The following is a 23,861-nucleotide window of genomic DNA, read 5'->3' as shown; positions in this document are numbered from 1 at the left end:
GTGTCCAACTTCGCCCGCATTCGGTCATGCCGAAGATTCCCGTATTGCTTGTCGATTGTCTCGGTTGACTTGCCGGCCATACGCGCGACTTCGAAACTGTCGATGCCGTTCGGGATCTCGCGAATTGCCGTGTCTCGCAGAGGATACATTACGATCGTGAGTGGGAACTCGCTGCGGCCAGCGGCATGGAATATCGGCTTTTCGAGTCAACAAACGCGGATAACATCATTACCGAATCTTGATGTAGGCGCGTCTAGAGCGAACACGAACAAAGGAGAGGGCCATGGCACTGGGACGAATGGAACGCATCCTGATTTTGGCGAAGACGTACCCCTCACCCAGCGCGCAATACGTCGAGACCTCGTGCGTCGCGGGCGTTAACCAAGACGGTTTGATGCGCCGTCTCTACCCTGTGCCGTTCCGGATGATCGAGGAAGGCCAGCAATTCAAGAAGTGGCAGTGGATCGACGTCCGGGTTGAGAAAGCCAGCAAGGATCATCGGGCTGAAAGTCACAAGCTTTACGTCGACACGATTACCTGTGGGGAGGTGATCGACACGAAGAGAGATTGGGCGGCGCGCTGGGAATGGCTAGATAAAATTCCTACGTTTGACGGCTTCGATGCGATCGAAGCTGGACGCGTCAGCGATGGGCTGTCGATTGCGCTGCTACGCCCAAAAAGACTACTCAGCCTCGAAATCAGCAAGGCTCGAAATCAGGACTGGACCGAGGAAGAAAGGGAAAAGCTGATGCGCGAGCAAATGCAAGGCGATCTCTTCTCCGAAGCAGAGGCTACCCGGCAAGTGAAGGAGCTTCGCAAGGTGCCGTTCGACTTCTACTACCGGTACGTGTGCGAAACGCCTGAAGGCGAAAAGGAACACAAACACAAGATCGTGGATTGGGAGGCAGGCGCGCTGTTCTGGAATTGCCGCCGCGACCACGGCGCCGAGTGGGAAGCGCCGTTCCGCGCCAAGCTAGAAGCGCAACTCGGCGGCAAGGCCTTGATGTTCTTGATGGGCAACCAGCACCGATTTCAAGACCAGTGGTTGATTATCAGTCTGATCTATCCGCCTAAGCGAGAGCCAGTCGACACGAGGCAGAGCTCACTGTTCTAGCGCTTGCCGACTTGATGTGCTCGATGTTCGCGCCGCAGTAGTCGTGCACTGCATTCGCCACCATCGAGCGGTGACAAAAATTAAAGTCGGCTTCGTAGCAGAGGAGCGCACAGTTCGTAGAACTCGCCAGGTCGGAGAGTTCTGCGATGGCCGTCTCTTGCGTCCCCAGGTGCTTCAGGAATCCCTCTGTGTATCGCTTCCAGTTGCCGTCTTCGCGGTAGCGGTTGCGCACCGGCTTCGGGCAGCCCAGATCGGCCATGTGAACATACTCGAGGCCCGCGTGATTCAGCATGCCAGCTAGAGCTGTCTTTGAAAAGCCGCGCTTGCGTGAGAGTGGCAGTTCACGAATGTCCACGACGGTCTCGATTTTGTACTCTGCGAGCATCGACACGAAGGTGTCAATGTCCAGCCCTTCGTAGCCTATGGTAAAAACAGTCATCCGTGAGCCCCCAAAGGCGGTTGTGAATGCAGGAAGCGGGTGGTTGGCGAGGTCGGGCAACGTGGGCGAATCTGATGCAAGTCCGTTTTTCGGCGGCTCCTTGCACTTTTGCTGCCATGCATGTGACAGCATTTTGCCGGAAGGGCACAAGGATCGAAATGGATTTGTGTTGACCCGAAATGCCTACACGGTTCAGGAAAAGAAAAAGGGCTTGCGACGCTGACGCGTGCAAGCCCTTGAATCTTTTGGTAGGCCGTACGGGATTCGAACCTGTGACCAACGGATTAAAAGTCCGCTGCTCTACCAGCTGAGCTAACGACCCAAAAGAGAAGCGAGATTATAGCGATAGCGCCTGTGGGCTGTCAACCCATGGTGGTAAGTCGAGCTATCCGCACTTCAGAAGGTGAAAAGCCCGAGGTATCGCTACCCCGGGCTTTCCGGCGAGAGGCGCGCGTGGCCGTTAATTTGGAGACTGCGCAGCCACTGCGCGTTACATCAACTGCCAAACCTTGTACGACTACTTGATCTGCGACAGCTTGCTCTGAGCCGACTGCGCGACATCCGAGCCGCTATATTGCGCGACGATCTGCTCCAGCGTCTTCTTGGCCGCAGCCTTCTGACCTTGCTCGAGCTGATTGTTCGCAATCGCCAGCAACGCCTCCGGCGCACGCGGATGCTGCGGATACTTGGCCACCACACCTTGCCAGGTCGCCGTCGAGCCCTTGTAGTCACGCAGCGCATACAGCGCATTGCCGAGCCAGTACTGCGCGGTCGGCTGGTAAGGGCTGTTCGGAAACTTGGCGATGAAGCTGCGGAACGACGCCGCCGCATTCTTGAAGTCGCCGTTGCGGAACTGCTGTGAAGCCGCGTTGAACGAATCGGTTTCACCCGGCTGCACCTCACCCTGGACGCCGTCCACCGTCTGTTGCTGCGGCTCGAATTTCTTCAGCCGCGTGTCCAGATCGCTGTAGTAGTCCTTCTGCTGCTTTTGCAGCGTGGTGAGTTGGTTGCCCATATCTTCGTTCTGCCCACGCAGCGTCGCGACCTGCTGATTCAGCTGATCGAGGCGGTTGGACTGATCGAGGATCGTGCGTTGTGCGGCCGACAACTGGCTCGACAGGCTATCGGTCTTCGAGCGCAGATCGAGAATGGCCTGACGGGCCTGATCGTCGTCGAATATGCCCGCATGTGCGGGCACAGCCGCGAAGGCCGTGCCCACGACGCAGGCCGCTGCGGCAAACCGCAGCCAGGAGAAACGATGCGTCATTCGGCTCATCACCTGTTACTTACTGTTGGTACACGAGGTCGGCGCGGCGGTTTTGTGCCCACGACGATTCGTCATGACCGGTAGCTTGCGGCTTTTCCTTGCCGAGGCTCACGGCTTCCATTTGCGAGTCCGTCACGCCCATCAGCGACAGCGAACGGCGAACCGCTTCTGCACGCTTCTGGCCGAGTGCCAGGTTGTATTCGCTGGTGCCGCGTTCGTCGGTGTTGCCCTGGATCAGGACGTGACGTTGCGGATGGCTCTTCAGGTATTGCGCGTGTTGTTGCAGCAGCGATTGATAGTCGTCCTTGACCGAGTAGCTGTCGAAGTCGAAGTAGATGCTGCGCTTGGCGAGCGGGCTGTTCGGATCGTTCAGCGGATCGACGTTGACCTGAGCGACATCGGTCGGATTCGGTTGCGTCGAAACTGCACCACCCTTGTTAGCGTTTTCGTCGAGCTTGACGCCCGAGTGACATGCGGCCAGCGCACCGACCATCAATACGGCAAATGCGAAACGAAGTTTTGACATCATTTTGTGACTCTCCTTGTGTTGTTGCATGAACGTTACTGCATAAACGGGCCCCAGGATGGCTCGCGTACGCTGCCACCCTGAACGGACAGGACCTGCCGAGTGCGACCGTCGGTCGATACTGCGGCCAACACGCCACGGCCGTTCACCTCTGTGGCGTAAAGAATGTACTGACCGTTCGCCGCGAAGCTCGGCGATTCGTCATGTGTGGTGTCCGTCAGACCCGTTGCCGTGTTGCCTTGCAGGTCCTGGATATACAGCTTGAAGCCGCCGCCGACGCGCGAGATATAGGCGAGCTGCTTGCCGTCCGGGCTGACGCGCGGGCTGGTGTTGTAGCTGCCCGTGAAGGTCACGCGTTGCGCGGCGCCGGTGTTCTCGCCCTGGGCCGACATCTTGTAGATCTGCGGTTGACCACCACGGTCACTGGTGAAATAGATCGACTGGCCGTCAGGAGAGAAGCACGGTTCGGTGTCGATCGAACTGCCTTGCGTCAGGCGCCGCAGGCCGCTGCCGTCTGCATTGACGGCGAAAATCTGCGTGTTGCCGGTGCGTGAGAGCGCGACGGCCAGCGTGCGTCCATCCGGCGACCACGCCGGCGCACTGTTGTTACCCTTCTGGTCCGATACGACCACGCGACGGCCCGTAGGCAGGTCGTGGATATAGACGATCGGCTTCTTCTTTTCGAACGAAACGTAAGCGACCTTGGTGCCGTCAGGCGACCATGCCGGCGAGATGATCGGCTCGGGGCTCGACAGCGCGATGTGCGCGTCCTGGCCGTCCGAATCGGAGATCTGCAACTGATAACGGCCACCGGTCTTGATGACGTACGAGAGGCGCGTGGCGAACACGCCGCGGCCGCCCATCAGCTTCGCGTAGATGTAGTCCGCGACTTTGTGCGCGCTCATGCGCAAGCCGCTTTCCGGACTCACCAGCACGAGGCCACCCAGGCTTTCGCCCTTGACGGTGTCGTACAGCTTGAAGCGCACTTCGTACTGGCCGTTCGGCAAACGGTTCACGCTGCCCGAGACGAACGCATTGGCGCCCTTGGCCTTCCAGCTGCCGAGGTCGACGGAATCGGTTTCCGCGATCGGCGTGCTGCCCGCGTCGATATTCGTGAATTTGCCGCTGCGTTGCAGATCCTGACGCACGATCGTACTGACCTGCTGCGGCGAGTTCGCTTCATTGGCGAAATTCGCCGTTGCGATCGGAAACTGGGTGGACCCGACGCCTGTCACGAGGACGTTGAGTTGTGCGTGGGCGGCGCCGCCGACGGCGATCAAACACGATGCTACGAGTGTCCGCAGGCCTAGCTTGGTCATCAAACTCATGCTGAATGGTTTCCCCAAAAACGGTTTTACTAACACTTCATGACAGCAGAGAGACCCGAAAACAACTAATTCGTTCCCAGGCACGCCGCGCTGGGCGGGGCGCGGCGTCTGCTGTCAACGGACTGTCAAACTGTTGCAATCAACCTGCCGGGCGCAACGTAATCTTGAAGCTGGTCGGCGTTTTCCCGTCGATGTCCTGAGGCATCGGATTCGAACGCTGGACGGCCCGCAGTGCCGCATCGTCCCAGGCCGAATTGCCGCTGCTATGGGAGATCTGCGCGTCCAGCAGCGTGCCTGTCGGCGAGCAGCGCACGGAGATGACGGTCTCGAGACCTTCCGTTTCGCCACCCCACGAGATGTTCGGGCGCACCACACGACGCACCTTGTCCGCGTAACCCGGCGATGTCGCCGTGCCACCCGAGCCGCTACCCGTGCCGCTCTTCGCGAGACCATTGCCGGTCGAACCTGGCGCGCCTGCCGAACCTTGCATCTGGGCAAGCCGCGCACGACGTTCCGCATCCAGCTTCTTGGCTTGTGCCGCAGCATCGGCCTGCGCCTTGGCCTTCGCCGCTTTCTGCGCATCGGCCTTCTTCTGCGCTTCAGCGTCGGCCTGTTTCTGCTGTTCCTGCTGCTGCTGCTGCTTTTGCTGATCGGCCAATTGCTGTTGTTTCAGCTTGTCGGCTTGCTGCTGTTGCTGTTGTTGCAATTGTTTCTGCTTGGCAGCCGCGGCTTTTTGCGCAGCCTGATCGGCCGCCAGTTGCTGCTGGCGCTTCGCTTCGGCTTCCTGCTGGGCTTGCAGTTTCTGCTGACGCAGCTGCTCGGCCAGTTGCGCCTGACGGGCCGCTTCCTGCTGCTGGCGTTTCTTTTCCTGTAGCGCGATATCGGCCTGCTCATCCGGCAGCGGCGGGGCAGGGGCGACAGGCACGGGCGGCGGCGGGGGCAGGCGCGGAATCGCCGAGTCCGGCACCTCGGTCCACAGTTCTGCTTCCGCGCCTTCGGGCGTGCTGTTCTGCCATTGAATGCCGTGATACAGGAAGAACCCCAGCAGCGCGTGCATCACCAGGGCGAACACAAAGGCTCGCCAGGTGCCGCGTTCACGCGGCGGCTGAAGCGGGTATTCGGAATTCTTGCGGATCATTGTGATTTGACGAGCAATCCAACGCGCTTGACACCCTGAGCCTTCAACTCGGACATCACGTTCATTACGACTTCGTACTTCACGGTCTTGTCGGCGGCGATCACGACAGGCTGGTCAGGGTGCGACTGCGCGCGGTCCGAGATAAAGCCATGCAGATCGGCCTTGGTCATGTCTTCCTGCTGCTGCGCGCCCGCGTCGTCCTTGTATTTGACGCTCATATTGCCGTCTGCGCGAATATTGACGATCACCGGCGGGGTTTGCTGCTGAGGCGCGGCGCCGCCGACGGTCGGCAGATTGACGATCGACGGGGCGACGAGCGGCGCGGTCACCATGAAGATCACGAGTAGCACGAGCATCACGTCGATGTACGGCACGACGTTGATATCGGCCATCGCGCGGCGCTGACGGGAGCCGCGCATGCTGGAGGAAGAACCTGCCATCGTGGACTCCTTACTGTGCCTGACGCTGCAAAATGTTCGAGAACTCTTCGATGAAGGTCTCGAAGCGGATCGCCAGACGGTCGATGTCGTGTGCGTAGCGGTTGTAGGCGACCACGGCCGGAATCGCAGCGAACAGGCCGATTGCGGTGGCGGTCAGCGCTTCGGCAATGCCTGGCGCTACGTTCGCAAGCGTAGCCTGCTGCACGTTGGCGAGGCCGCGGAACGCGTTCATGATCCCCCAAACCGTGCCGAACAGACCGATATACGGGCTGACCGAGCCAACCGACGCGAGAAACGCCAGATTTGCCTCGAGCACGTCCATTTCACGCTGGAACGCGGCGCGCATGGCGCGGCGTGCGCCGTCGAGAATCGCGCCTGAATCGTTCAGGCGCTTTTCCTTGCCCTTCAGAAATTCGCGCATACCGGACTCGAAAATCCGTTCCAGTGCGCCGATCGTGTGGCGGTTGTTCGCGGCGCTCTGATAGAGCGCCTGCAGGTCGCCGCCCGACCAGAAGTCGCGTTCGAAGCGTTCAGTTTGCGCGCGCGCCCGGCGGATCGCAAACCACTTGCGGAAGATGAAAGTCCACGACAATAGCGACAGCAGAAGCAGCAGCGCCATGACGGCCTGCGCCAGCAGGCTCGCATTGAGTACGAGAGAAACGATCGACAGATCTTGTGTAGTGTTCATAAAGGTTCGTTTTAACGTCCCGGAAGGGGGCGTCCGGCTTGCAAGGCCACTCGAAGCTTGCCGTGAGCAAAACGGAAGCATCGGCGATATTGCAAGCCGAACCATGCTTTGTGTTGCTTGATCGATACGAGTTCACTGGCCCCGTAACAACGGGGTTCAGTCGTTGTCCGTTGACATGCCACCGTCGTTCACGCCCGGCCCGCGCCGCAATGCCGCGAGAACCGGTGGAGGAATCGCAGCCGGCCGCAGCGCAATGCGGTCGACGCAGCCGACCCGGATGGAACCGGTAGCAAGCAGCGTGCCGTCCCGCCACGCTTCCTGCGCAAAATCGACAGACGCGCGGCCAAGGCGTTCGATTCGGCTCACCACTTTAACGACATCGTCGAGCCGGGCCGGTGCCCGATAGTCGACTGCGGTGCTGCGCACGATGAAGATTGCACCCGCTTCTTCGGCGAGACGGTTCTGGTCGACGCCGCACGCGCGTAGCCATTCGGTGCGCGCACGTTCGAAAAACTTCAGATAATTCGCGTAAAACACGATGCCGCCGGCGTCGGTATCTTCGTAGTACACGCGGATTGGCCACGTGAAGCCGATTTCCGTGCCGGGCTGGCTGGTCGACATATTCATGCCGCGCATTTTACCGGAACGCACACCCTGAGGTCTGTTTCAAGATGTGCGCCCCGTCTGGCGGGCCTCAGCGGCAATTTCAGCCGCGATGAATCGTCAAACCGGCGAAAGATTGGGCTACCGGCATCAGTTCGATCGTGTTGATATTGACGTGCGCCGGACGCGTGGCGATCCAGTAGATCGAGTCGGCGATATCTTCCGCCGTCAGCGGTTGCACGTTCTGGTACACGTTGGCCGCTTTTTCGTCGTCCCCGCGGAAACGCACGTTCGAGAACTCCGTGCCGCCGCACAGGCCCGGCTCGATGTCGGTCACGCGCAGTGCGGTGCCGGCCAGATCGGCGCGCAGATTCAGGCTGAACTGACGCACGAACGCCTTGGTGGCGCCGTAGACGTTGCCACCCGCGTACGGCCAGCGGCCGGCCACCGAGCCCAGATTGAAAATGTGGCCGCGGTTGCGCTCCACCATGCCGGGCAGGAGTGCATGCGTGACCTGCACGAGGCCCGTGCAGTTGGTCTCGATCATGGTGTTCCATTCGTCCAGGCTTGCCTTTTGCGCCGGCTCGACGCCGAGCGCGAGGCCGGCGTTATTGACGAGCACGTCGAGTGCGGCGAAATCGGCGGGCAGCGAAGCCGGCACGGCCTCGACGGCGGCGCGGTCGCGCACGTCGAGCTCATACGGCAGAAGGGCGTCGCCGAGCTCGTCGGCGAGCGCCTGCAGGCGGTCCTTGCGGCGCGCGGTGGCGACGACACGATGGCCGCCCTTGACGAAAGCACGGGCGATAGCGGCGCCGAATCCTGCGGACGCTCCGGTGACGAACACGATCATTGCAGTTCCCTGGTCGGTAAGAGAGAAAGGCCCCAAGCCTACTTCCAATGCGGCGCTGCGGCAAGGATGAACCAGCCGGACCAGCGGCTGCCGCAGCGCCGCGGCGCGGGTTCCGCGCACGTTTTCATCAGACGTTTGTGCGCCGCTCGCAGCGGCGCCAGGACCGGCTTCGCGAGCGAACGCCGGCCCCACAGGAAGCCGGTTGCCTATTCGATCCTCTTCCAATAAACTAACGCGCTCATCCCTGCGTGACTGGCGATAGAACCGATTCGAGCAATCGGGTTCAAGGTGGAGCAACCCACCGTGAAGCGCAGGGAGCCGTTTTGCCGTTCGCCTGGGCAGCCGTGATCCGCGCGCATTGATCTGCGCTGACGGTGGCTGTCCTGCCTCGCGTGTGCGGCGACTCTCCATCCGCCACGTCAGGGCTGGCCCAGCCGCCAGCAGCGCTGCGTACCCTCTACGCAAGATTCGGCGCACGATCCGGTCAACCTGCACACACTCAACGGAATCCGTATGTTTGATAGAGCCCAAAGCACCATCGCCAACGTCGATCCTGAACTCTGGAAGGTCATCGAGCAGGAAAACCGCCGTCAGGAAGAGCACATCGAACTGATCGCGTCGGAAAACTACACGAGCCCGGCCGTGATGGCTGCGCAAGGCTCGCAACTCACCAACAAGTACGCCGAAGGGTATCCGGGCAAGCGTTACTACGGCGGTTGCGAATATGTCGACGTCGCCGAGCAACTGGCGATCGACCGCGTGAAGCAACTGTTCGGCGCCGAAGCCGCCAACGTGCAGCCGAACTCCGGTTCGCAGGCGAACCAGGGTGTGTTCTTCGCCATGCTCAAGCCGGGCGACACGATCATGGGCATGAGCCTCGCGCACGGCGGTCACCTCACGCACGGTTCGCCGGTCAACATGTCGGGCAAGTGGTTCAACGTGGTGAGCTATGGCCTCAACGAAGCCGAAGACATCGACTACGACGCTGCTGAGAAGCTGGCTCAGGAACACAAGCCGAAGCTGATCGTGGCCGGCGCGTCGGCGTTTTCGCTGCGCATCGATTTCGAACGGATGTCGAAGATCGCCAAGTCGGTCGGCGCGTATTTCATGGTCGACATGGCGCACTATGCCGGCCTCGTCGCCGCTGGCGTCTATCCGAACCCGGTGCCGCACGCCGATTTCGTCACCACCACCACGCACAAGAGCCTGCGCGGCCCGCGCGGCGGCGTGATCCTGATGAAGGCCGAGTTCGAAAAGCAGATCAATTCGGCAATTTTCCCGGGCATTCAAGGTGGTCCGCTGATGCACGTGATCGCCGGCAAGGCCGTCGCGTTCAAGGAAGCACTGTCGCCGGAGTTCAAGGTGTATCAGCAGCAGGTCGTCGAGAACGCGCGCGTGTTGGCTGAAACGCTGGTCAAGCGTGGCCTGCGTATCGTTTCGGGCCGCACTGAAAGCCACGTGATGCTGGTCGACCTGCGCGCGAAGAAGATCACCGGCAAGGCAGCGGAAGCGGCGCTCGGCGCGGCGCACATCACGGTCAACAAGAACGCGATTCCGAACGACCCGGAAAAGCCGTTCGTCACGAGCGGTGTGCGTCTCGGCTCGCCGGCCATGACCACGCGCGGCTTTGGCGTGAAGGAAGCGGAACAGGTAGGTAACCTGATTGCCGATGTGCTGGACAACCCGGAAGACGCTGCCACGATCGAACGTGTGCGCGCGCAAGTCGCCGAGCTGACCCAGCGCTTCCCGGTCTACCGCTAAGCCGCCATGCACTGCCCCTTCTGCCGTCACGCCGATACGCAAGTTGTGGATTCCCGCGTATCCGAAGACGGTGCGACGATCCGCCGGCGCCGCCGCTGCCCGGCCTGCGACAAACGTTTCACGACGTATGAGCGGGTCGAGCTGGCGTTGCCGTCGGTCGTCAAGAAGGATGGCAGCCGCACGGAATTCGATCGCCGCAAGATCGTCGCAAGCATGCAACTGGCGCTGCGCAAGCGCCCGGTGGCTGCGGACGCGATCGACGCCGCCGTCGCCCGCATCGAGTATCAACTGCTCGGCAGTGGCGAGCGCGAGGTGCGCAGCGAGCGCCTCGGCGAACTCGTGATGAACGAGTTGCGTGCGCTCGATACGATTGCCTATGTTCGTTTCGCCTCTGTCTACCGGCGCTTCGAAGACGTCTCCGAATTCGAGGACGTGATCGAAGAATTTCGCCGCGCCTCTTCTCCTCCCAAGCCGTCCCGCAAGCGCTGATTGCTGTCGCGCCTGAAGTTGCGCGCCAGGCTCTGTTTTCCGCTGCGTAGGTTCGCGCATCTGTATCTCCGCTCCCGTTATGGTTCGTCACGCGTGCATTTTTGCGCGGGATAGCGTCCGAGCGCCACCTGGCCATTCGGCCGATTGTTGACCCGCTTGTGAATCGCTAGATTGGCTGCATGCTTTGAAACGATCAGGGATGCAGATGAAATGGGATGCAGTCTGTTTGCGGCCGCGCCACGGCTTTACGCTTGTTGAAACACTGGCTGTTGTCGCGTTGCTGGCGATAATCACGGTCATGGCGACACCGTCATTCGTTGCGTGGCATCTGCGGGACCAGGTTGACGCACGTGCGAAAGCGCTTGTTTCCACGCTCGCCTATGCGCGCAGCGAGGCATTGCGCCGCGGTGCTCGCGTCACCGTGTGCCGGATCGACGCGGCACGGCATTGTCTTGCCGCAGGGCAAGCTTGTGGCAACGGCGTCACGGACTGGTCGTGTGGCTGGGCTGTATTGGCCGAACGGGGTGGCACGCTCTCACTACTGCGCGCACATCCTTTGCTCGCAGCAGTCAGCATCACCGGGACGCAGACAAATCTTACGTTTACGCCGCCGGCGGGGCAGCTGATCGGCACCTTTCGCAGCTTTGAGATCGCGCCACGCGTGCCGTCGAAAGCGACGCAAGGCGACAAGTGGCGGCGCTGCATCCGCATCGCGGCGGGCGGGCGCGCGCGGATTGTCGAGGGCGCGTGTGGAGCGGCATCGTGAGCCGGTATCCGTCGAATTCATGGGCACGCAACTGCGCAGCAACGCACCCAACGAGGCATAGGGGTAGTTCGCTGATCGAAGTGATGCTGGCCGTTGCCTTGATGGCAGTGACGGCGCTCGGGCTGATCGCCGGTCAATTGTGGACTGCGCGCGAAGCCCGCGCGATGGCAATGCGCGAGCACGCAGTATGGATAGCCGATTCCGTTGCCGAAGTAATGCGCGAGCCTTCGGCAGGCGATTCTGCGATCAGGCAATTGAGCGCGCGTGCAACGGTCTTGTTGCCGCATGGTGAGGCGTCGGTAGGGGAGCGCGGCGGTGTATCCGCCGCACGTGTCACGTGGACGGCCCTGCGTGATTCACCCCGTGCCGACGATGTCATCGACAAGCCCGAATCGTGCGGTAATGCGGATGTCCCCAAGGGCTCCTCATGCATTGTGCTGGCGTTCGCGAAATGAAGCAGCGTATGGTTATCGCGCGTGGGCAAACGCTCGTCGAGTTCGTGATCGCAATTGCGTTGGGGCTGGTGGTGACCGCCGGTACGGTCGCGCTTTATTCAACGCAGCGTAACGTGTTCGAGCGCGCGGGCGATGCGATGCGGATCCGCGAAGCCGGCCTCAGCGCGCTTACGCTGATGGGCCAGCAAATTCAAATGGCCGGCTTCGTGCCTGCGGACGTCGTGAGGTTCAATAGCCCGCCGCCGTTGTTCGGTTGTTCGGGTGGCCGCCCGACCGGCGCGGACGACAGCGTTGCTTGCGAGGCATTACAGGCTCGCTCGGACGGCATCGTCGTTCGTTATGTTGGGGACAACGTTTCGACGTGGCCGTCAGCGACCGGCCAAACGACCGACTGTCTCGGCCAGGCTGTAACGAACAGCAACGCGGCACTCGGCGGGCAGGGCGTGGTGGTGGTCAATCGATACTTCGCGAGAGTCAGCGGGTCGACGGGTGAGCCGGAGCTCTATTGCGAAGGCAACGGCAAGGTGGGGGCCGCGCAACCGTTGGTCGAAGGCGTCGAGCGCGTGCGATTCAGGTACTGGCTGGCCGGTGGGCTGGCCGCATTGGATGCATCGGCGGTGACGGACGGCCAATGGGCAAAGATCGTTGCGGTCGATCTCTGTGTGCTCGTCCGGGGAGCGCCGCAAGGACGGCGTGTGCGCTACGTCGATTGCGATGGCGCGAGCGCTCTAGGTGCCGACATGCGGCCGCGGCAGGCTTTCTGGCGGCGCGTGGCGATACGCAATCGCGCGGAGGATCTCCTATGACCATAGGACTTTGCAATCCAACGCACCGCCGCGCGTCGTCGAAACATATGACACGTCTTATCCGCACTGGGCGTCACTCACGCGTTCGCAATAGCGGCACCGTCCTGCCGATCGTCCTACTGATTTCCGCGATGATGTTGGCCACCTCCGCGGCCTGGTTCGAGACATCGCTTGCAGCGGCGCGCGGCGCGAACAACGTGCGCGACTATCTGCAGGCATTTCATGCCGCGGATTCGGCGCTGACCTTATGCGCCCGGAGCGTCGTCGCCGCGGCAGCTCTCGAGCCGCTGCCAGTGGCGTCGCTCTCACCCGGTGAGCCGACGCAATGGAAGCATGAAGCCGCCTTTGAAGCCGGGGCCGTCACACCCGTCGCGCAATGGCCCGGATCGCTGCGTGCGCCGCAATGTTTGATCGAAGGGTGGCGTCTGGATACACGCGGCGATGCCCGAGCTTATTTACTGACTGCGCGTGGCTTCGGCCGGACCAGAGAGTCGCAGGTGTGGTTGCAGATGGAGCTCGTGATCGCAGGCGAGCAGATCGAGCGCCATTGGCGTCGCGTTGCCGCACACCCATTTTGACGGGAGGTTTATGGCGAGACCGCGCACATCCGCATTCACGCTACTGGAACTGATGATCGTGCTGGCAATAGCCGCCACGCTGCTCGTGTTTGCCGTGCCATCGTATCGGAGCCATGTCGCGCGAACACATCGGGTCGACGCTGCGTCCGCGCTTTATCGCGCGGCGCAATTCGTCGAGGGATCGGCAAGCGACGGCCCAGCGACATTGCCGCCAGGTCTGGATCGGGCTCCGCAGTTCGGCACAACGATCTACCGGTTGCAAGTGCTACCGGCAGACGATGCAAACGGTGGTTATTCGGTAGAGGCCGTGCCGAGCGAAACCGGCCCTATGCGGGATGACGCCTGCGGCACCTTCACTCTGGATGCGACAGGGTTGCGAGGCAACAGAAGCGGCGCAAACGGTACAGCGCCGGCAAGTGGCGAGTGTTGGAATACGAGCTAGGGACCGCTACTGCAGAACGCGAGTTGGCGAGTTGAGGCGCGCTAGTGCCTTTGAGGCAGGCGACAAGCTACTGCTGCAAGGCGCACGCAGGGAGATCGATCGACGGTCCCCGCTCAGTACCCGCTGTCAACAGTCTCTTCCTTGTTGCCGGCAGACGCGGCGGAATCATTCTTTATCTGCTTCCAGATTCGATACGCTTCCCAGCCGGCAAGCGCAAGGCTGCCCCATTTGAGTGCGGGTTTTGCACCTGCTGCAATGGTCGCGCGCAGCGGCTTCGCCAACAGCAGCGAGGCGATCGAACTGACGAGCGGATACTGTTTGAGGAGCGCGCCGATGCTTCCTGCATTGAGGAAGCTCGCCTTCGATCCGCGGCCCACGCGCATGCCGCCGAAGCCCGGCAGAATGAATTTGAGCCAGCTGAAATGCGTGACGGCCTGCCGCAATTCGATGGTCGCCTGAGCGAGTTCCATGCGCTCGACATCCGCGCGTACCAGCAGCAGTTCCTTGCGTAGCGCTCGCAGGTGCGGCGCACTCAGATCTCTGACCTGGTGGCGTTTGTTGCGGAATGCGGTATCGGAATGGGTTTGGCTCATGGCGTGTCGGCGGCAGTGGAGGTGGGGCAGTAAAACTGTGCAGCAAATCGCTCGAGGTAGCTCGAGGTATTGGCGAAGTCACTTCGAAGGCGCCGGGCATTTGAGGTCCGCCCGTGAGCCCGTTATGCCTGTTGCGTCACGGCGTCACGGTTTGCGGAACACGTCGCGGTCTTTTTCGAACTCAGCAAGGGTGGCTTCGAACACCATGGGAGCATTGCGCAAACCGCTGCGCGCTTTCAGTGCACAGGCGATTCCCGCAACGGCATAAACCACCGTGATGCCGGCGAGCGCTTGCCACCGGTAGGTGTCCCAGAACGCGATGGCGACCAGTGCCGTCAATGCGATCAAGGCCATCGTGGCGAGCATCATGGCCGCGAGGCCGAGGAACAGTACGCCGAGCAGACGGTCTTTTTCTTCGGCGAGCTCAATGCCGACCAGTTCAAGCCGTGTTTGCAAAATGGCAAACACGGATCCAATGATACGGCGCAACGGACTATGTTCGCCGTGCTGCGATTGTGTTTCGATCGTCATGGCTTTGGGCGTTGCGCGTGAATACCTAACCGGCGCGTGAAAACGAGCGCGCCAAAAGAAGCGGACCGGCCAGACGTGCGCCGGTCAACTCGATTCGCTGATGTGCCGGATGCGGATTCGCCCCGGCAGCCTCACCAGTGTTACTTGCGGTTGATCAACAGCCCGAGCAGTACGCCGGCGCCCGCGGCGATGCCGATGGATGCCCACGGATGCTCATGCACGTAGTCGTCGGTGGCGCGTGCGGCCTTCTTGCCTTTTTCGACCACCACGACCTGCACGTCAGCCGCCTTTTCCTTAGCCTGCTTCAGGCGCGTAAGCGCCGTTTCACGCAGTTCCGAAGCGCGCTCGCCAGTAGCGCTCGCGGCCTGTTTCAGCAAATCTTCAGCGTCCGCGAGGACGGTTTTGATATCCGACATCAATCTCTCCTTGTTGACTTCCGACATTGACAGCTCCCTTCGTCTCACGCCACGCGTGAATCGTAACCAAAGAAACGGCCGCTGGCGAGCGCAGCGCTCGATTCATGAAAACAACCGCACGAACCGTTCCTGGTTGAAGCAAAGTCTTAAAAACTCCACCCTTGCGGCACAGTGCTGCAAAGTTTGCTTAAGATGGAGTTGATCTGTCCCGCAAAGTTTCCACTAAATCGGTGAAAATTACAAAAACGCATAAAGTAGTGACGCGATGTTGGTTAGTTGTTCACTGTCACTCCCGTATGCTGTATTTTTGCTGCGCGTCGCGGGCGAATGCTCGCGCGGAACGTCCGAATACAATCAAGGAGCTGCAATATGAGTCTACGTCTTGGCGATATCGCACCGGATTTCGAACAGGAGTCGAGTGTCGGCCGCATCAAGTTCCACGACTGGCTGGGCGATAGTTGGGGCGTGCTGTTCTCGCACCCCGCTGACTTCACGCCGGTCTGCACGACCGAGCTGGGTCTGACGGCGAACCTGGCCGGTGAATTCGAGAAGCGCAATGTGAAGACGATTGCCTTGTCGGTCGACAGCGCCGAGTCGCACAAGGAATGGATCAAGGACATCAACGAGACGCAAGCCGCCAACGTCGGCTTCCCGATTCTCGCCGACGGCGATCGCAAGGTCGCTGAGCTTTACGACATGATCCACCCGAACGCCAGTGAAACCTTCACGGTCCGGTCGCTGTTCGTGATCGATCCGAAAAAGAAAGTGCGTTTGACCATTACCTACCCGGCCAGCACCGGGCGCAACTTCGATGAAGTGCTGCGCGTGATCGACTCGCTGCAACTCACCGACAGCCACTCGGTCGCTACGCCCGGCAACTGGAAGCAGGGCGACGACGTGGTGATCGTGCCGTCGTTGAAAGACGAAGAAGTCATCAAGCAGAAATTCCCGAAGGGCTACAAGGCCCTGCGCCCGTACCTGCGTCTGACGCCGCAGCCGAACAAGTAAGCGGCTGATGCGTCACGAAGCGCCCCGCTAGCTGCGACGCGGCGGTGCAACGAAAAAAGGCCGGTTCAAAAAGAACCGGCCTTTCCTTTTCTACTTTTCGATTTTCCACTCAGCGGCCAGCACGAAACGCCGCCATCGAAGCACTCATCTCAGTGCATCAGAAAAACGCCTGAATCCCTGTCTGCGCGCGCCCGAGAATCAGCGCGTGAATGTCGTGCGTGCCTTCATACGTGTTCACGACTTCCAGATTGACCAGATGGCGCGCGATGCCGAACTCGTCCGAGATACCGTTGCCGCCGAGCATGTCGCGCGCGAGCCGTGCGATGTCCAGCGCCTTGCCGCACGAGTTGCGTTTCATGATCGACGTAATTTCGACGGCGGCCGTGCCTTCATCTTTCATACGGCCGAGACGCAGCACGCCTTGCAGGCCGAGCGTGATTTCGGTTTGCATGTCGGCGAGCTTTTTCTGGATCAACTGGTTCGCGGCGAGCGGCCGGCCGAACTGTTTGCGATCCAGCACGTACTGACGCGCCGTGTGCCAGCACGCTTCCGCCGCGCCGAGCGCACCCCAGGCAATACCGTAGCGCGCCGAGTTCAGGCAGGTGAACGGACCGCGCAAGCCACTGACTTCGGGGAAGCGGTTTTCTTCCGGCACGAACACTTCGTCGAGCACGATCTCGCCGGTGATCGACGCACGCAGGCCCACCTTGCTATGGATGGTCGGTGCGGACAGCCCTTTCCAGCCCTTCTCGAGAATGAAGCCGCGGATCGAATCCTTGCCGTCCTCTTCGAGCTTGGCCCACACGACGAACACGTCGGCGATCGGCGAATTGGTGATCCACATCTTCGCGCCGGACAGCAAATAGCCGCCGTCCACCTTCTTCGCACGCGTGATCATGCTGCCCGGATCGGAGCCGTGGTTCGGTTCGGTCAGGCCGAAGCAGCCGATCCATTCGCCGGTGGCGAGCTTCGGCAGGTACTTCTGCTTTTGCGCTTCCGAGCCGAATTCGTAGATCGGGACCATGACGAGCGACGACTGCACCGACATCATCGACCGGTAGCCGGAATCGACGCGCTCCACTTCACGCGCGATCAGACCGTACGCCACGTAGTTCAGACCGGGGCCGCCGTATTGCTCAGGAATCGTCGGGCCGAGCAGGCCGAGCTCGCCCATCTCGCGAAAGATCTCGATGTCGGTCTTCTCGTGACGGAACGCTTCGAGCACGCGCGGCTGCAGCTTGTCCTGCGAGTACGCGGCGGCGGCGTCGCGCACCATGCGTTCGTCTTCGGTGAGCTGCTGATCCAGCAGCAGCGGGTCTTCCCAGTGAAACTGCGCGGCCTCTGCCATGACGTATCTCCTGATTTCCTGCTTGACTTGAACGTGTTCGAGCTTGACTTAAGTTCCGCTATGCGAAACAATGTTTTGCAAACCACGCCCGAGTGTATCACCACATGACGCCCGTATCCACTCTCTCCGAACCGCTCGACGAGCGCAAATTTGTCGTCGCCCTCGCACGCGGGCTGGATTTGCTGCGCGCGTTCAAGCCGGGCGAAACGATGCTCGGCAATCGTGATTTCGTCGAACGCACGGGCTTGCCGAAGGCAACCGTCAACCGTCTGGCCTACACGCTGACCGTGCTCGGCTATCTGCGGCTCGACGAAACGCTGGGTAAATATGCGCTGGACGCCGGTGTGCTGTCGCTTGGTTTCGCGCTGCTCTCGGGCACCGACACGCTCGAACTCGCGCGTCCGCACATGCGCACTTTCGCGCGCGAAGTGGGCGCGGCGGTGTCGCTTGGATGCCGTGACGGCCTCGACATGATTTATCTCGAGACGATCCGCAGTGAAACCGCGCTGACGCTCGGACTCGCCTCGGGCTCGAAACTGTCGATGCTGACCAGTTCGATGGGGCGCGCGTATCTGGCGGTGCAGCCATTGGACGTGCGCGCCGCCTTGCTGGTCGAGCTTAAGAAGTTGGCGGGCAAAGAGGGCGCCGCGTTGCTGGCCGATGCCGAAAAGGAAATCGAAGCCTTCACCGAGGAGCGCTGCTGCTATTCGTTCCGCGCATGGCATGACGACGTGAACGCGGTTGCGGTGCCGTTTCGCGAGCCGCGCGAAGGCCGCTGGCTCGTGCTCAGTTGCAGCGGGCCGGCGTCGTCGATGGGAGAGGAGGTGTTCCGGGAGAGCGTCGCGCCGCGGCTGAAGGCGTTGGCGCGGCGATTAGGCGATACCGGCTGAAGTACCGGCCCGCGCTGCGCTGCGCAGCGTCAGCGCGATAAATACTCACACGGCCCGATCGTGATAATGCGCGGTGAATAACGGCCCTTGCACGAAGCGCACGTCGTACTGCTGCAGCGCGAGGAACTGCGGCTCATCCATCACCCGATTGAAGATCAGCGGAACCCGCAACCGGCTTGCGTAGCCGACTAGCGGCTTCACCATTGCGTCGCGCAACGCGACCGCCGCATCCATCTTGATGAAGTCGAGCCGCGCCGTTTCCGACACCGACAGAATCTGCCCCGCGTTCGAAAGATTCCCCGCCACCTTGAAGCCGTAGCGCTGATAGCTCGTGGTCAGATAGCCGAGGAATGTCTTATGCGCGACCGCGGCCGCCGGCAACTCGATCACCACCCGCGACGGGTTCAGCCCGAATGACAGCAGCACGCTCGAGAAATGCAGTCCATGGTCGTACTTGACGCTCTTGAGCAGACGCTCGTGCACGCGCAGAAAGAGCAGCCCGTGCCGTTGCGCGCCGAAGAAATTGATGGCGTGCAGCGCGCGTGACATACGGTCGAGCGCGACCAGTTCCTGATCGTCGGCGATATGGTCGAAGGGATCGAAGGCATCGAAGGGCGCACCGTCGAGACGCTGCGTGACCGCCTGGAACCCGAGCTCATCGCCGAAACGATCCACGCCCTCGGCGCCCGACGACAACGACTGCGCCAACGCATGCACGCTGATATCGAAGATCGGCTCATAGGCACTGGCGAGTTCGACGCCGCCGAATTGCGCCAGCGCGACATCGCTGTGCACGCCGGTTCCCATCACCAGATGTTCGCCGAGAAATGGGTGATCGGCGGCGCGTGCAATCAGGTTGGGGATGGTCGGCGGAATCATGTAGGCGAATGGATGGCGATAGGTGCGCACTCGGCGCTCGGCAACGCGACTCGGTTGCCGCATGCACTGATGGTAGCAGTCCGCGCCGCGCGCACTTGAACAAAATGCTCATAACGTTATCCGCCGAACGCTTGTCAGTACAGGCTGCTGCGGCTTTCGCGACAAGTTTCCAGGGTATACGTTAATTTCACTATACGTAATTCGTTTTACTATACGTAAATTGCAGCGCGGCTGCGATGGCGAGCGTGTTTGTGTCTCCTTTGCCGGAAAGGGCGTGGTTCCTGACCGCAGGCCGACCGAGCGCGCGCCGCGACCAAACCCAAACAAATCCAGTCAGGACGAGGGGACGACCCAATGAGCGCCAAACCGGCCGTGGCCGCCGCCAATGTGATCGAAGTCGAGCGCGTGCTCGGCGAAACGCATCACCCGGCATTCCAGTTGATGCTGCTCGCGCTATGCGGGCTGTGCCTCGTGATCGACGGCTTCGACGCGCAAGCGATGGGCTACGTCGCGCCGAGCGTGATCGGTGAATGGCATGTCTCGAAGGCGGCGCTCGGGCCCGTGTTCAGCGCCAGTCTGTTCGGCATGTTGCTGGGTGCGTTGGGCTTGTCGGTGCTGGCCGACCGCATTGGCCGGCGTCCGGTATTGATTGGCGCGACGTTTTTCTTCGCGCTATCGATGCTGGCCACGCCCTTCGTTGAGACGATCCCCGCATTGATCACGCTGCGCTTCATCACGGGTCTCGGGCTCGGCTGCATCATGCCGAATGCCATGGCGCTGGTCGGCGAATTCTCGACCCCCGCGCATCGCGTCAAGCGCATGATGCTGGTGTCGTGCGGCTTCACGCTGGGCGCGGCATTAGGTGGTTTCGTCAGCGCGGCGCTGATCCCCGCGTACGGCTGGCGTGCGGTGTTCTGGGTGGGCGGCGCTGTGCCCTTGCTGCTCGCGTTCGCGATGCTGGCGGCATTGCCGGAGTCGCTGCAGTTTCTGGTCCTCAAAGGGCGCAGCGATCGCGCGTTGCGCTGGCTCGCGAAGTTCAATCCGGCGCTGCCGATCGACGTAAATACACGTATCGTTGTGCGTGAGAAGGGCAACGGCGGCGCGCCGGTTGCCGAACTGTTCCGCTCGGGCCGTGGCCCGGTCACGCTGATTCTGTGGGCGATCAGCTTCATGAACCTGATCGATCTTTACTTCCTGTCGAACTGGCTGCCCACCGTCATGCGCGATGCCGGTTACTCGCCAGGCACGGCGGTGATCGTCGGCACCGTATTGCAGACGGGCGGCGTGGTGGGCACGTTGCTGCTCGGCTGGTTCATCGAGCGCTTTGGTTTTGTACGCGTGCTGTTCGTGTGTTTCGCGGGCGCGGCGCTGGCGGTCGGCACCATCGGAACGGTCGCGCATGCGCTACCGTGGCTGTTGCTTGTCGTATTCGCGGGCGGCTTCTGCGTGGTCGGCGGACAGCCGGCGGTCAACGCGCTGGCCGGCCATTTTTATCCGACCACGCTGCGTTCCACAGGGATCGGCTGGAGCCTCGGCATCGGGCGTATCGGTTCGGTGATCGGGCCGCTGGTCGGCGGACAACTGATCGCGCTGAACTGGTCGAATGAATCGCTGTTTCATGCAGCTGCTGTACCGGTGCTGTGCTCCGCGTTGCTGGTGATCGCGCTGGCCGCTGCCACGCGGCAACGCGGCAGCCCATCCGAGCCGCGGACGGCCTGAGACAGACAGCGCACGTCGACAGATCAAGTATCAACGGAGAACCTTGCATGGATACCCCAACACGCACGCCGAATACCGCCAGCTCGCGACTCGAAATCGAGCCGGGCTATCAGTCGGGATTCGCGAACGAATTCGCCACGGAGGCTTTGCCGGGAGCGCTGCCCGAAGGCCGCAACTCGCCGCAACGCGCGGCCTATGGCCTGTACGCCGAGCAACTGTCGGGCACCGCGTTCACCGCGCCGCGCGGCCATAACCGCCGTTCGTGGCTGTACCGGATTCGTCCGGCGGCCGTTCACAAGCCGTTCACGCTGCTGCCCTCGGAGCGGCTCGTCGCCAACTTCGCCGAGGTACCGCCTACGCCGCCTAACCAGTTGCGTTGGGACGCACTGCCGATGCCCACCGAGCCGACCGATTTCGTCGACGGCTGGATAACGATGGCGGGCAACGGCTCAGCCGAAGCGATGAACGGTTGCGCGATCCATCTGTACGCGGCGAACCGCTCGATGAAGGATCGCTTCTTCTACAACGCCGACGGCGAATTGCTGATCGTGCCGCAGGAAGGCCGCCTGCATATCGCCACCGAAATGGGCCGGCTCGATGTCGAGCCATTCGAGATCGCGGTGATCCCGCGCGGCGTGCGCTTCGCGGTGAACCTGCCGGACGGCGCCGCGCGCGGCTATATCTGCGAGAACTTCGGTGCGCTGCTGCGTCTGCCGGACCTCGGCCCGATCGGCTCGAACGGCCTCGCCAACCCGCGCGATTTCCTCACGCCGCATGCCGCGTATGAAGACCGCGAAGGCGACTTCGAACTCGTCGCCAAGATGAACGGCAACCTGTGGCGCGCGGACATCGGCCATTCACCGCTCGATGTGGTCGCGTGGCATGGCAATTACGCGCCGTACAAATACGATCTGCGCCGCTTCAACACGATTGGCTCGATCAGCTTCGACCATCCGGACCCGTCGATCTTTCTGGTGCTGCAATCGCAAAGCGATACGCCGGGCGTCGACACGATCGACTTCGTGATCTTCCCGCCGCGCTGGCTCGCGGCCGAAGATACGTTCCGCCCGCCCTGGTTCCATCGCAACGTCGCGAGCGAATTCATGGGCCTCGTGCATGGTGTGTACGACGCGAAGGCGGAGGGTTTCGTGCCGGGCGGCGCGAGTCTGCATAACTGCATGTCGGGTCATGGGCCGGACGCGGACACCTTCGAGAAAGCGTCGCATGGCGATACGTCCACACCGAAGAAAGTCGGCGACACGATGGCCTTCATGTTCGAAACGCGCACGCTGATCAAGCCGACCCGTTTCGCGCTCGAAACCGCGCAACTGCAGGCGAATTACTACGAGTGCTGGCAAGGTCTCAAGAAACACTTCAACCCGGAGCAACGATGAGCGCATTGAGCGATCTTCAGGCGACGCTCGATCCGTCGCGCAAGAGCTGGGTCGAGTCGGCTAACGATTCGACCAACGATTTTTCGATCCAGAATCTGCCGTTCGGTATTTTCAGCGATAAGAACAACGACGCGCGCCGCGTGGGTGTTGCGATTGGCGATGAGATTGTCGATCTGAGGGTTCTCCAGTCTGCCGGCTTGCTCAAGCTCCCGACTGCCTCGGCGGATCAATCGATTGCAACGAAGGACCGGGCGTTCGAGCAGGACACCCTCAACGATTTCATCTCGCTTGGCCGCGACGCATGGCGCAGTGTGCGCATCCAGTTGAGCAATCTGCTGGCGCGGGACAACTCGACCTTGCGCGACGACTCCGCCTTGCGTGCGAAAGCCCTGGTGCGTCAGTCCGATGCGGAACTGCATCTGCCGGTGCAGATCCCGGGGTACACGGATTTCTATTCGTCGAAAGAGCACGCGACGAATGTCGGTTCGATGTTCCGCGACCCGAAGAATGCGCTGTTGCCGAACTGGTCCGAAATGCCGATCGGCTACAACGGACGCGCATCGTCGGTAGTGGTGAGCGGCACGCCGGTGCGGCGTCCTAACGGCCAGTTGAAACTGCCGGATCAGGAACGTCCGGTGTTCGGCGCATGCCGCAAGCTGGATATCGAACTGGAGACGGGTTTCGTGATCGGTAGCGGCAATACACTGGGTGAGCCGATTGCCTGTGCCGATGCCGAAGCGCACATCTTCGGCATGGTGTTGCTGAACGACTGGAGCGCGCGCGATATCCAGCAATGGGAATACGTGCCGCTCGGTCCGTTCAACGCGAAGTCATTCGCGACCACGATCTCGCCGTGGATCGTGACGCTCGACGCGCTCGAACCGTTCCGTGTCGAGCAGCCGGTGCAGGAGCCGCAGCCGTTGACCTACTTGCGCCACGAGGGCAGGCACGCGTTCGACATCTCGCTGGAAGTGACGCTGCGGCCGCAGACGGCAAAGCAGGCCACCACGATCTCGCGGACCAACTTCAAGCACATGTACTGGACGATGGCGCAACAGCTCGCGCATCACACGGTATCGGGCTGCAACACGCGGGTTGGCGATCTGATGGGTTCGGGCACGATCAGCGGCCCGACCGCCGACTCATGCGGCAGCCTGCTCGAGTCCACCTGGAACGGCAAGAATCCGTTCGAGTTGAAGGAAGGTGGCACACGCGGGTTTATCGAAGACGGCGACGAACTGACGCTCGCCGGATGGTGCCAGGGTGATGGGTATCGTGTGGGCTTCGGCACGTGTGTTGGGGAGATTCTGCCGGCGCGGAAGTAGAGCAGAGGTAGCGTGGAAATCACGCGGAAGGAAGCGCCATGCAAAACGGGGAAGCCATTGAGGCTTCC

Annotated in this window: 27 protein-coding genes, 1 tRNA gene and 1 riboswitch; of the genes, 13 read left to right on the top strand and 15 right to left on the bottom strand. The window is 61.6% G+C overall.

Annotated features, from left to right (window positions below; all coding sequences use genetic code 11):
• The first annotated feature begins 283 nt into the window (after positions 1–283).
• Positions 284–1,114, top strand: a complete 831-nt coding sequence (locus tag KHO33_RS31055; protein ID WP_234480468.1) for a hypothetical protein — start codon at positions 284–286, stop codon at positions 1,112–1,114.
• On the opposite strand, the gene KHO33_RS31050 is transcribed toward KHO33_RS31055, so the two are convergent.
• From KHO33_RS31050 to ydfG, 10 genes are all read right to left on the bottom strand, one after another.
• Positions 1,071–1,553: a DUF488 domain-containing protein gene (locus tag KHO33_RS31050; RefSeq protein WP_200563736.1), complete on the bottom strand. Its 483-nt coding sequence runs from the start codon at positions 1,551–1,553 to the stop codon at positions 1,071–1,073. The genes KHO33_RS31055 and KHO33_RS31050 overlap by 44 nt on opposite strands.
• 246 nt (positions 1,554–1,799) lie before the next feature.
• Positions 1,800–1,875 (bottom strand) — tRNA-Lys (locus KHO33_RS31045).
• A gap of 195 nt (positions 1,876–2,070) precedes the next feature.
• Positions 2,071–2,820, bottom strand: a complete 750-nt coding sequence (gene ybgF / locus KHO33_RS31040; protein ID WP_054040946.1) for a tol-pal system protein YbgF — start codon at positions 2,818–2,820, stop codon at positions 2,071–2,073.
• A 19-nt stretch (positions 2,821–2,839) separates the two neighbouring features.
• The gene (gene pal / locus KHO33_RS31035; RefSeq protein ID WP_035552920.1) at positions 2,840–3,349 is read right to left on the bottom strand and encodes a peptidoglycan-associated lipoprotein Pal; all 510 of its coding nucleotides are present in this window, start codon (positions 3,347–3,349) and stop codon (positions 2,840–2,842) included.
• A gap of 32 nt (positions 3,350–3,381) precedes the next feature.
• Positions 3,382–4,674: a Tol-Pal system beta propeller repeat protein TolB gene (gene tolB, locus KHO33_RS31030; protein ID WP_200563734.1), complete on the bottom strand. Its 1,293-nt coding sequence runs from the start codon at positions 4,672–4,674 to the stop codon at positions 3,382–3,384.
• 139 nt (positions 4,675–4,813) lie between these two features.
• The gene (gene tolA, locus KHO33_RS31025; RefSeq protein ID WP_200563732.1) at positions 4,814–5,812 is read right to left on the bottom strand and encodes a cell envelope integrity protein TolA; all 999 of its coding nucleotides are present in this window, start codon (positions 5,810–5,812) and stop codon (positions 4,814–4,816) included.
• The gene (gene tolR / locus KHO33_RS31020) at positions 5,809–6,252 is read right to left on the bottom strand and encodes a protein TolR (protein WP_054040944.1); all 444 of its coding nucleotides are present in this window, start codon (positions 6,250–6,252) and stop codon (positions 5,809–5,811) included. The genes tolA and tolR overlap by 4 nt, the downstream gene beginning before the upstream one ends.
• A gap of 10 nt (positions 6,253–6,262) precedes the next feature.
• A complete protein-coding gene (gene tolQ / locus KHO33_RS31015) occupies positions 6,263–6,940 on the bottom strand; it encodes a protein TolQ (RefSeq protein ID WP_012431821.1) in 678 nt (225 codons plus the stop codon).
• Positions 6,941–7,096: 156 nt separating this feature from the next.
• Complete coding sequence (gene ybgC, locus KHO33_RS31010; RefSeq protein ID WP_054040942.1) at positions 7,097–7,576, bottom strand: tol-pal system-associated acyl-CoA thioesterase; 480 nt, start codon at positions 7,574–7,576, stop codon at positions 7,097–7,099.
• A gap of 70 nt (positions 7,577–7,646) precedes the next feature.
• Positions 7,647–8,393, bottom strand: coding sequence for a bifunctional NADP-dependent 3-hydroxy acid dehydrogenase/3-hydroxypropionate dehydrogenase YdfG (ydfG, locus tag KHO33_RS31005; RefSeq protein WP_200563730.1), 747 nt, complete (start codon positions 8,391–8,393; stop codon positions 7,647–7,649).
• A gap of 238 nt (positions 8,394–8,631) precedes the next feature.
• Positions 8,632–8,740, top strand: a riboswitch (ZMP/ZTP riboswitch).
• A gap of 166 nt (positions 8,741–8,906) precedes the next feature.
• On the opposite strand from ydfG, the gene glyA reads away from it, so the two are divergent.
• From glyA to KHO33_RS30970, 7 genes are all read left to right on the top strand, one after another.
• A complete protein-coding gene (gene glyA / locus KHO33_RS31000; RefSeq protein WP_054040940.1) occupies positions 8,907–10,154 on the top strand; it encodes a serine hydroxymethyltransferase in 1,248 nt (415 codons plus the stop codon).
• Between the two features lie 6 nt (positions 10,155–10,160).
• A complete protein-coding gene (gene nrdR / locus KHO33_RS30995) occupies positions 10,161–10,643 on the top strand; it encodes a transcriptional regulator NrdR (RefSeq protein WP_027799387.1) in 483 nt (160 codons plus the stop codon).
• Positions 10,644–10,842: 199 nt separating this feature from the next.
• Entirely contained in the window at positions 10,843–11,409 is a 567-nt protein-coding gene (locus KHO33_RS30990) for a GspH/FimT family pseudopilin (protein ID WP_407946205.1), read from the top strand.
• Positions 11,406–11,864, top strand: a complete 459-nt coding sequence (locus KHO33_RS30985; protein ID WP_268963358.1) for a type IV pilus modification PilV family protein — start codon at positions 11,406–11,408, stop codon at positions 11,862–11,864. Before KHO33_RS30990 ends, KHO33_RS30985 begins: the two co-directional genes overlap by 4 nt.
• A complete protein-coding gene (locus KHO33_RS30980) occupies positions 11,861–12,670 on the top strand; it encodes a PilW family protein (protein ID WP_234480467.1) in 810 nt (269 codons plus the stop codon). The genes KHO33_RS30985 and KHO33_RS30980 overlap by 4 nt, the downstream gene beginning before the upstream one ends.
• 47 nt (positions 12,671–12,717) lie before the next feature.
• Positions 12,718–13,248 carry a pilus assembly PilX family protein gene (locus KHO33_RS30975; protein ID WP_200563729.1) on the top strand — a complete coding sequence of 177 codons (531 nt, stop codon included), beginning with the start codon at positions 12,718–12,720 and terminating at the stop codon, positions 13,246–13,248.
• A gap of 10 nt (positions 13,249–13,258) precedes the next feature.
• Entirely contained in the window at positions 13,259–13,690 is a 432-nt protein-coding gene (locus KHO33_RS30970; protein WP_200563727.1) for a type IV pilin protein, read from the top strand.
• Between the two features lie 113 nt (positions 13,691–13,803).
• Here the strand turns inward: KHO33_RS30970 and KHO33_RS30965 are convergent, their stop codons facing one another.
• The 3 genes from KHO33_RS30965 to KHO33_RS30955 all read right to left on the bottom strand — a co-directional run bounded on the left by KHO33_RS30965 (position 13,804) and on the right by KHO33_RS30955 (position 15,257).
• Positions 13,804–14,283 carry a DUF3318 domain-containing protein gene (locus KHO33_RS30965; protein ID WP_200563725.1) on the bottom strand — a complete coding sequence of 160 codons (480 nt, stop codon included), beginning with the start codon at positions 14,281–14,283 and terminating at the stop codon, positions 13,804–13,806.
• A gap of 144 nt (positions 14,284–14,427) precedes the next feature.
• Positions 14,428–14,814: a phage holin family protein gene (locus tag KHO33_RS30960; RefSeq protein WP_093644691.1), complete on the bottom strand. Its 387-nt coding sequence runs from the start codon at positions 14,812–14,814 to the stop codon at positions 14,428–14,430.
• A gap of 140 nt (positions 14,815–14,954) precedes the next feature.
• On the bottom strand, positions 14,955–15,257 hold the full coding sequence (locus KHO33_RS30955; protein ID WP_028198798.1) for a DUF883 family protein: 303 nt from the start codon (positions 15,255–15,257) through the stop codon (positions 14,955–14,957).
• Positions 15,258–15,599: 342 nt separating this feature from the next.
• Between KHO33_RS30955 and KHO33_RS30950 the strand changes: the two genes are divergently transcribed.
• Positions 15,600–16,238 carry a peroxiredoxin gene (locus tag KHO33_RS30950; RefSeq protein WP_054040929.1) on the top strand — a complete coding sequence of 213 codons (639 nt, stop codon included), beginning with the start codon at positions 15,600–15,602 and terminating at the stop codon, positions 16,236–16,238.
• Between the two features lie 157 nt (positions 16,239–16,395).
• Here KHO33_RS30950 and KHO33_RS30945 read toward each other — a convergent pair whose 3' ends face one another.
• The gene (locus KHO33_RS30945) at positions 16,396–17,586 is read right to left on the bottom strand and encodes an acyl-CoA dehydrogenase (RefSeq protein WP_054040928.1); all 1,191 of its coding nucleotides are present in this window, start codon (positions 17,584–17,586) and stop codon (positions 16,396–16,398) included.
• Positions 17,587–17,690: 104 nt separating this feature from the next.
• Here KHO33_RS30945 and KHO33_RS30940 point away from each other — a divergent pair, with 104 nt between their 5' ends.
• On the top strand, positions 17,691–18,476 hold the full coding sequence (locus KHO33_RS30940; RefSeq protein ID WP_054040926.1) for an IclR family transcriptional regulator: 786 nt from the start codon (positions 17,691–17,693) through the stop codon (positions 18,474–18,476).
• Positions 18,477–18,521: 45 nt separating this feature from the next.
• Here KHO33_RS30940 and KHO33_RS30935 read toward each other — a convergent pair whose 3' ends face one another.
• Positions 18,522–19,355: an EAL domain-containing protein gene (locus tag KHO33_RS30935; RefSeq protein ID WP_054040989.1), complete on the bottom strand. Its 834-nt coding sequence runs from the start codon at positions 19,353–19,355 to the stop codon at positions 18,522–18,524.
• Between the two features lie 354 nt (positions 19,356–19,709).
• Between KHO33_RS30935 and KHO33_RS30930 the strand changes: the two genes are divergently transcribed.
• Genes KHO33_RS30930 through fahA form a run of 3 tightly spaced genes read left to right on the top strand, consistent with a single transcriptional unit; the run spans position 19,710 to position 23,793 of the window.
• Positions 19,710–21,074, top strand: coding sequence for an MFS transporter (locus KHO33_RS30930; RefSeq protein WP_200563723.1), 1,365 nt, complete (start codon positions 19,710–19,712; stop codon positions 21,072–21,074).
• 47 nt (positions 21,075–21,121) lie between these two features.
• The gene (hmgA, locus tag KHO33_RS30925; protein ID WP_200563721.1) at positions 21,122–22,468 is read left to right on the top strand and encodes a homogentisate 1,2-dioxygenase; all 1,347 of its coding nucleotides are present in this window, start codon (positions 21,122–21,124) and stop codon (positions 22,466–22,468) included.
• Positions 22,465–23,793, top strand: coding sequence for a fumarylacetoacetase (gene fahA / locus KHO33_RS30920; protein ID WP_200563719.1), 1,329 nt, complete (start codon positions 22,465–22,467; stop codon positions 23,791–23,793). The genes hmgA and fahA overlap by 4 nt, the downstream gene beginning before the upstream one ends.
• The last annotated feature ends 68 nt before the right edge of the window (positions 23,794–23,861 follow it).

This window comes from Paraburkholderia nemoris (assembly GCF_905221015.1).
Lineage (GTDB): Bacteria > Pseudomonadota > Gammaproteobacteria > Burkholderiales > Burkholderiaceae > Paraburkholderia > Paraburkholderia nemoris.
The sequence above is the reverse complement of the archived record's forward strand: the minus strand, read 5'-3'. Positions and strand labels throughout refer to the sequence as shown.

Coding starts and splice junctions, on each gene's coding strand:
- KHO33_RS31055 (WP_234480468.1), top strand. CDS start 284: ATGGCACTGGGACGAATGGAACGCATCCTGATTTTGGCGAAGACGTAC.
- KHO33_RS31050 (WP_200563736.1), bottom strand. CDS start 1,553: ATGACTGTTTTTACCATAGGCTACGAAGGGCTGGACATTGACACCTTC.
- ybgF (WP_054040946.1), bottom strand. CDS start 2,820: ATGACGCATCGTTTCTCCTGGCTGCGGTTTGCCGCAGCGGCCTGCGTC.
- pal (WP_035552920.1), bottom strand. CDS start 3,349: ATGATGTCAAAACTTCGTTTCGCATTTGCCGTATTGATGGTCGGTGCG.
- tolB (WP_200563734.1), bottom strand. CDS start 4,674: ATGAGTTTGATGACCAAGCTAGGCCTGCGGACACTCGTAGCATCGTGT.
- tolA (WP_200563732.1), bottom strand. CDS start 5,812: ATGATCCGCAAGAATTCCGAATACCCGCTTCAGCCGCCGCGTGAACGC.
- tolR (WP_054040944.1), bottom strand. CDS start 6,252: ATGGCAGGTTCTTCCTCCAGCATGCGCGGCTCCCGTCAGCGCCGCGCG.
- tolQ (WP_012431821.1), bottom strand. CDS start 6,940: ATGAACACTACACAAGATCTGTCGATCGTTTCTCTCGTACTCAATGCG.
- ybgC (WP_054040942.1), bottom strand. CDS start 7,576: ATGCGCGGCATGAATATGTCGACCAGCCAGCCCGGCACGGAAATCGGC.
- ydfG (WP_200563730.1), bottom strand. CDS start 8,393: ATGATCGTGTTCGTCACCGGAGCGTCCGCAGGATTCGGCGCCGCTATC.
- glyA (WP_054040940.1), top strand. CDS start 8,907: ATGTTTGATAGAGCCCAAAGCACCATCGCCAACGTCGATCCTGAACTC.
- nrdR (WP_027799387.1), top strand. CDS start 10,161: ATGCACTGCCCCTTCTGCCGTCACGCCGATACGCAAGTTGTGGATTCC.
- KHO33_RS30990 (WP_407946205.1), top strand. CDS start 10,843: ATGCAGATGAAATGGGATGCAGTCTGTTTGCGGCCGCGCCACGGCTTT.
- KHO33_RS30980 (WP_234480467.1), top strand. CDS start 11,861: ATGAAGCAGCGTATGGTTATCGCGCGTGGGCAAACGCTCGTCGAGTTC.
- KHO33_RS30975 (WP_200563729.1), top strand. CDS start 12,718: ATGACACGTCTTATCCGCACTGGGCGTCACTCACGCGTTCGCAATAGC.
- KHO33_RS30970 (WP_200563727.1), top strand. CDS start 13,259: ATGGCGAGACCGCGCACATCCGCATTCACGCTACTGGAACTGATGATC.
- KHO33_RS30965 (WP_200563725.1), bottom strand. CDS start 14,283: ATGAGCCAAACCCATTCCGATACCGCATTCCGCAACAAACGCCACCAG.
- KHO33_RS30960 (WP_093644691.1), bottom strand. CDS start 14,814: ATGACGATCGAAACACAATCGCAGCACGGCGAACATAGTCCGTTGCGC.
- KHO33_RS30955 (WP_028198798.1), bottom strand. CDS start 15,257: ATGTCGGAAGTCAACAAGGAGAGATTGATGTCGGATATCAAAACCGTC.
- KHO33_RS30950 (WP_054040929.1), top strand. CDS start 15,600: ATGAGTCTACGTCTTGGCGATATCGCACCGGATTTCGAACAGGAGTCG.
- KHO33_RS30945 (WP_054040928.1), bottom strand. CDS start 17,586: ATGGCAGAGGCCGCGCAGTTTCACTGGGAAGACCCGCTGCTGCTGGAT.
- KHO33_RS30940 (WP_054040926.1), top strand. CDS start 17,691: ATGACGCCCGTATCCACTCTCTCCGAACCGCTCGACGAGCGCAAATTT.
- KHO33_RS30935 (WP_054040989.1), bottom strand. CDS start 19,355: ATGATTCCGCCGACCATCCCCAACCTGATTGCACGCGCCGCCGATCAC.
- KHO33_RS30930 (WP_200563723.1), top strand. CDS start 19,710: ATGAGCGCCAAACCGGCCGTGGCCGCCGCCAATGTGATCGAAGTCGAG.
- hmgA (WP_200563721.1), top strand. CDS start 21,122: ATGGATACCCCAACACGCACGCCGAATACCGCCAGCTCGCGACTCGAA.
- fahA (WP_200563719.1), top strand. CDS start 22,465: ATGAGCGCATTGAGCGATCTTCAGGCGACGCTCGATCCGTCGCGCAAG.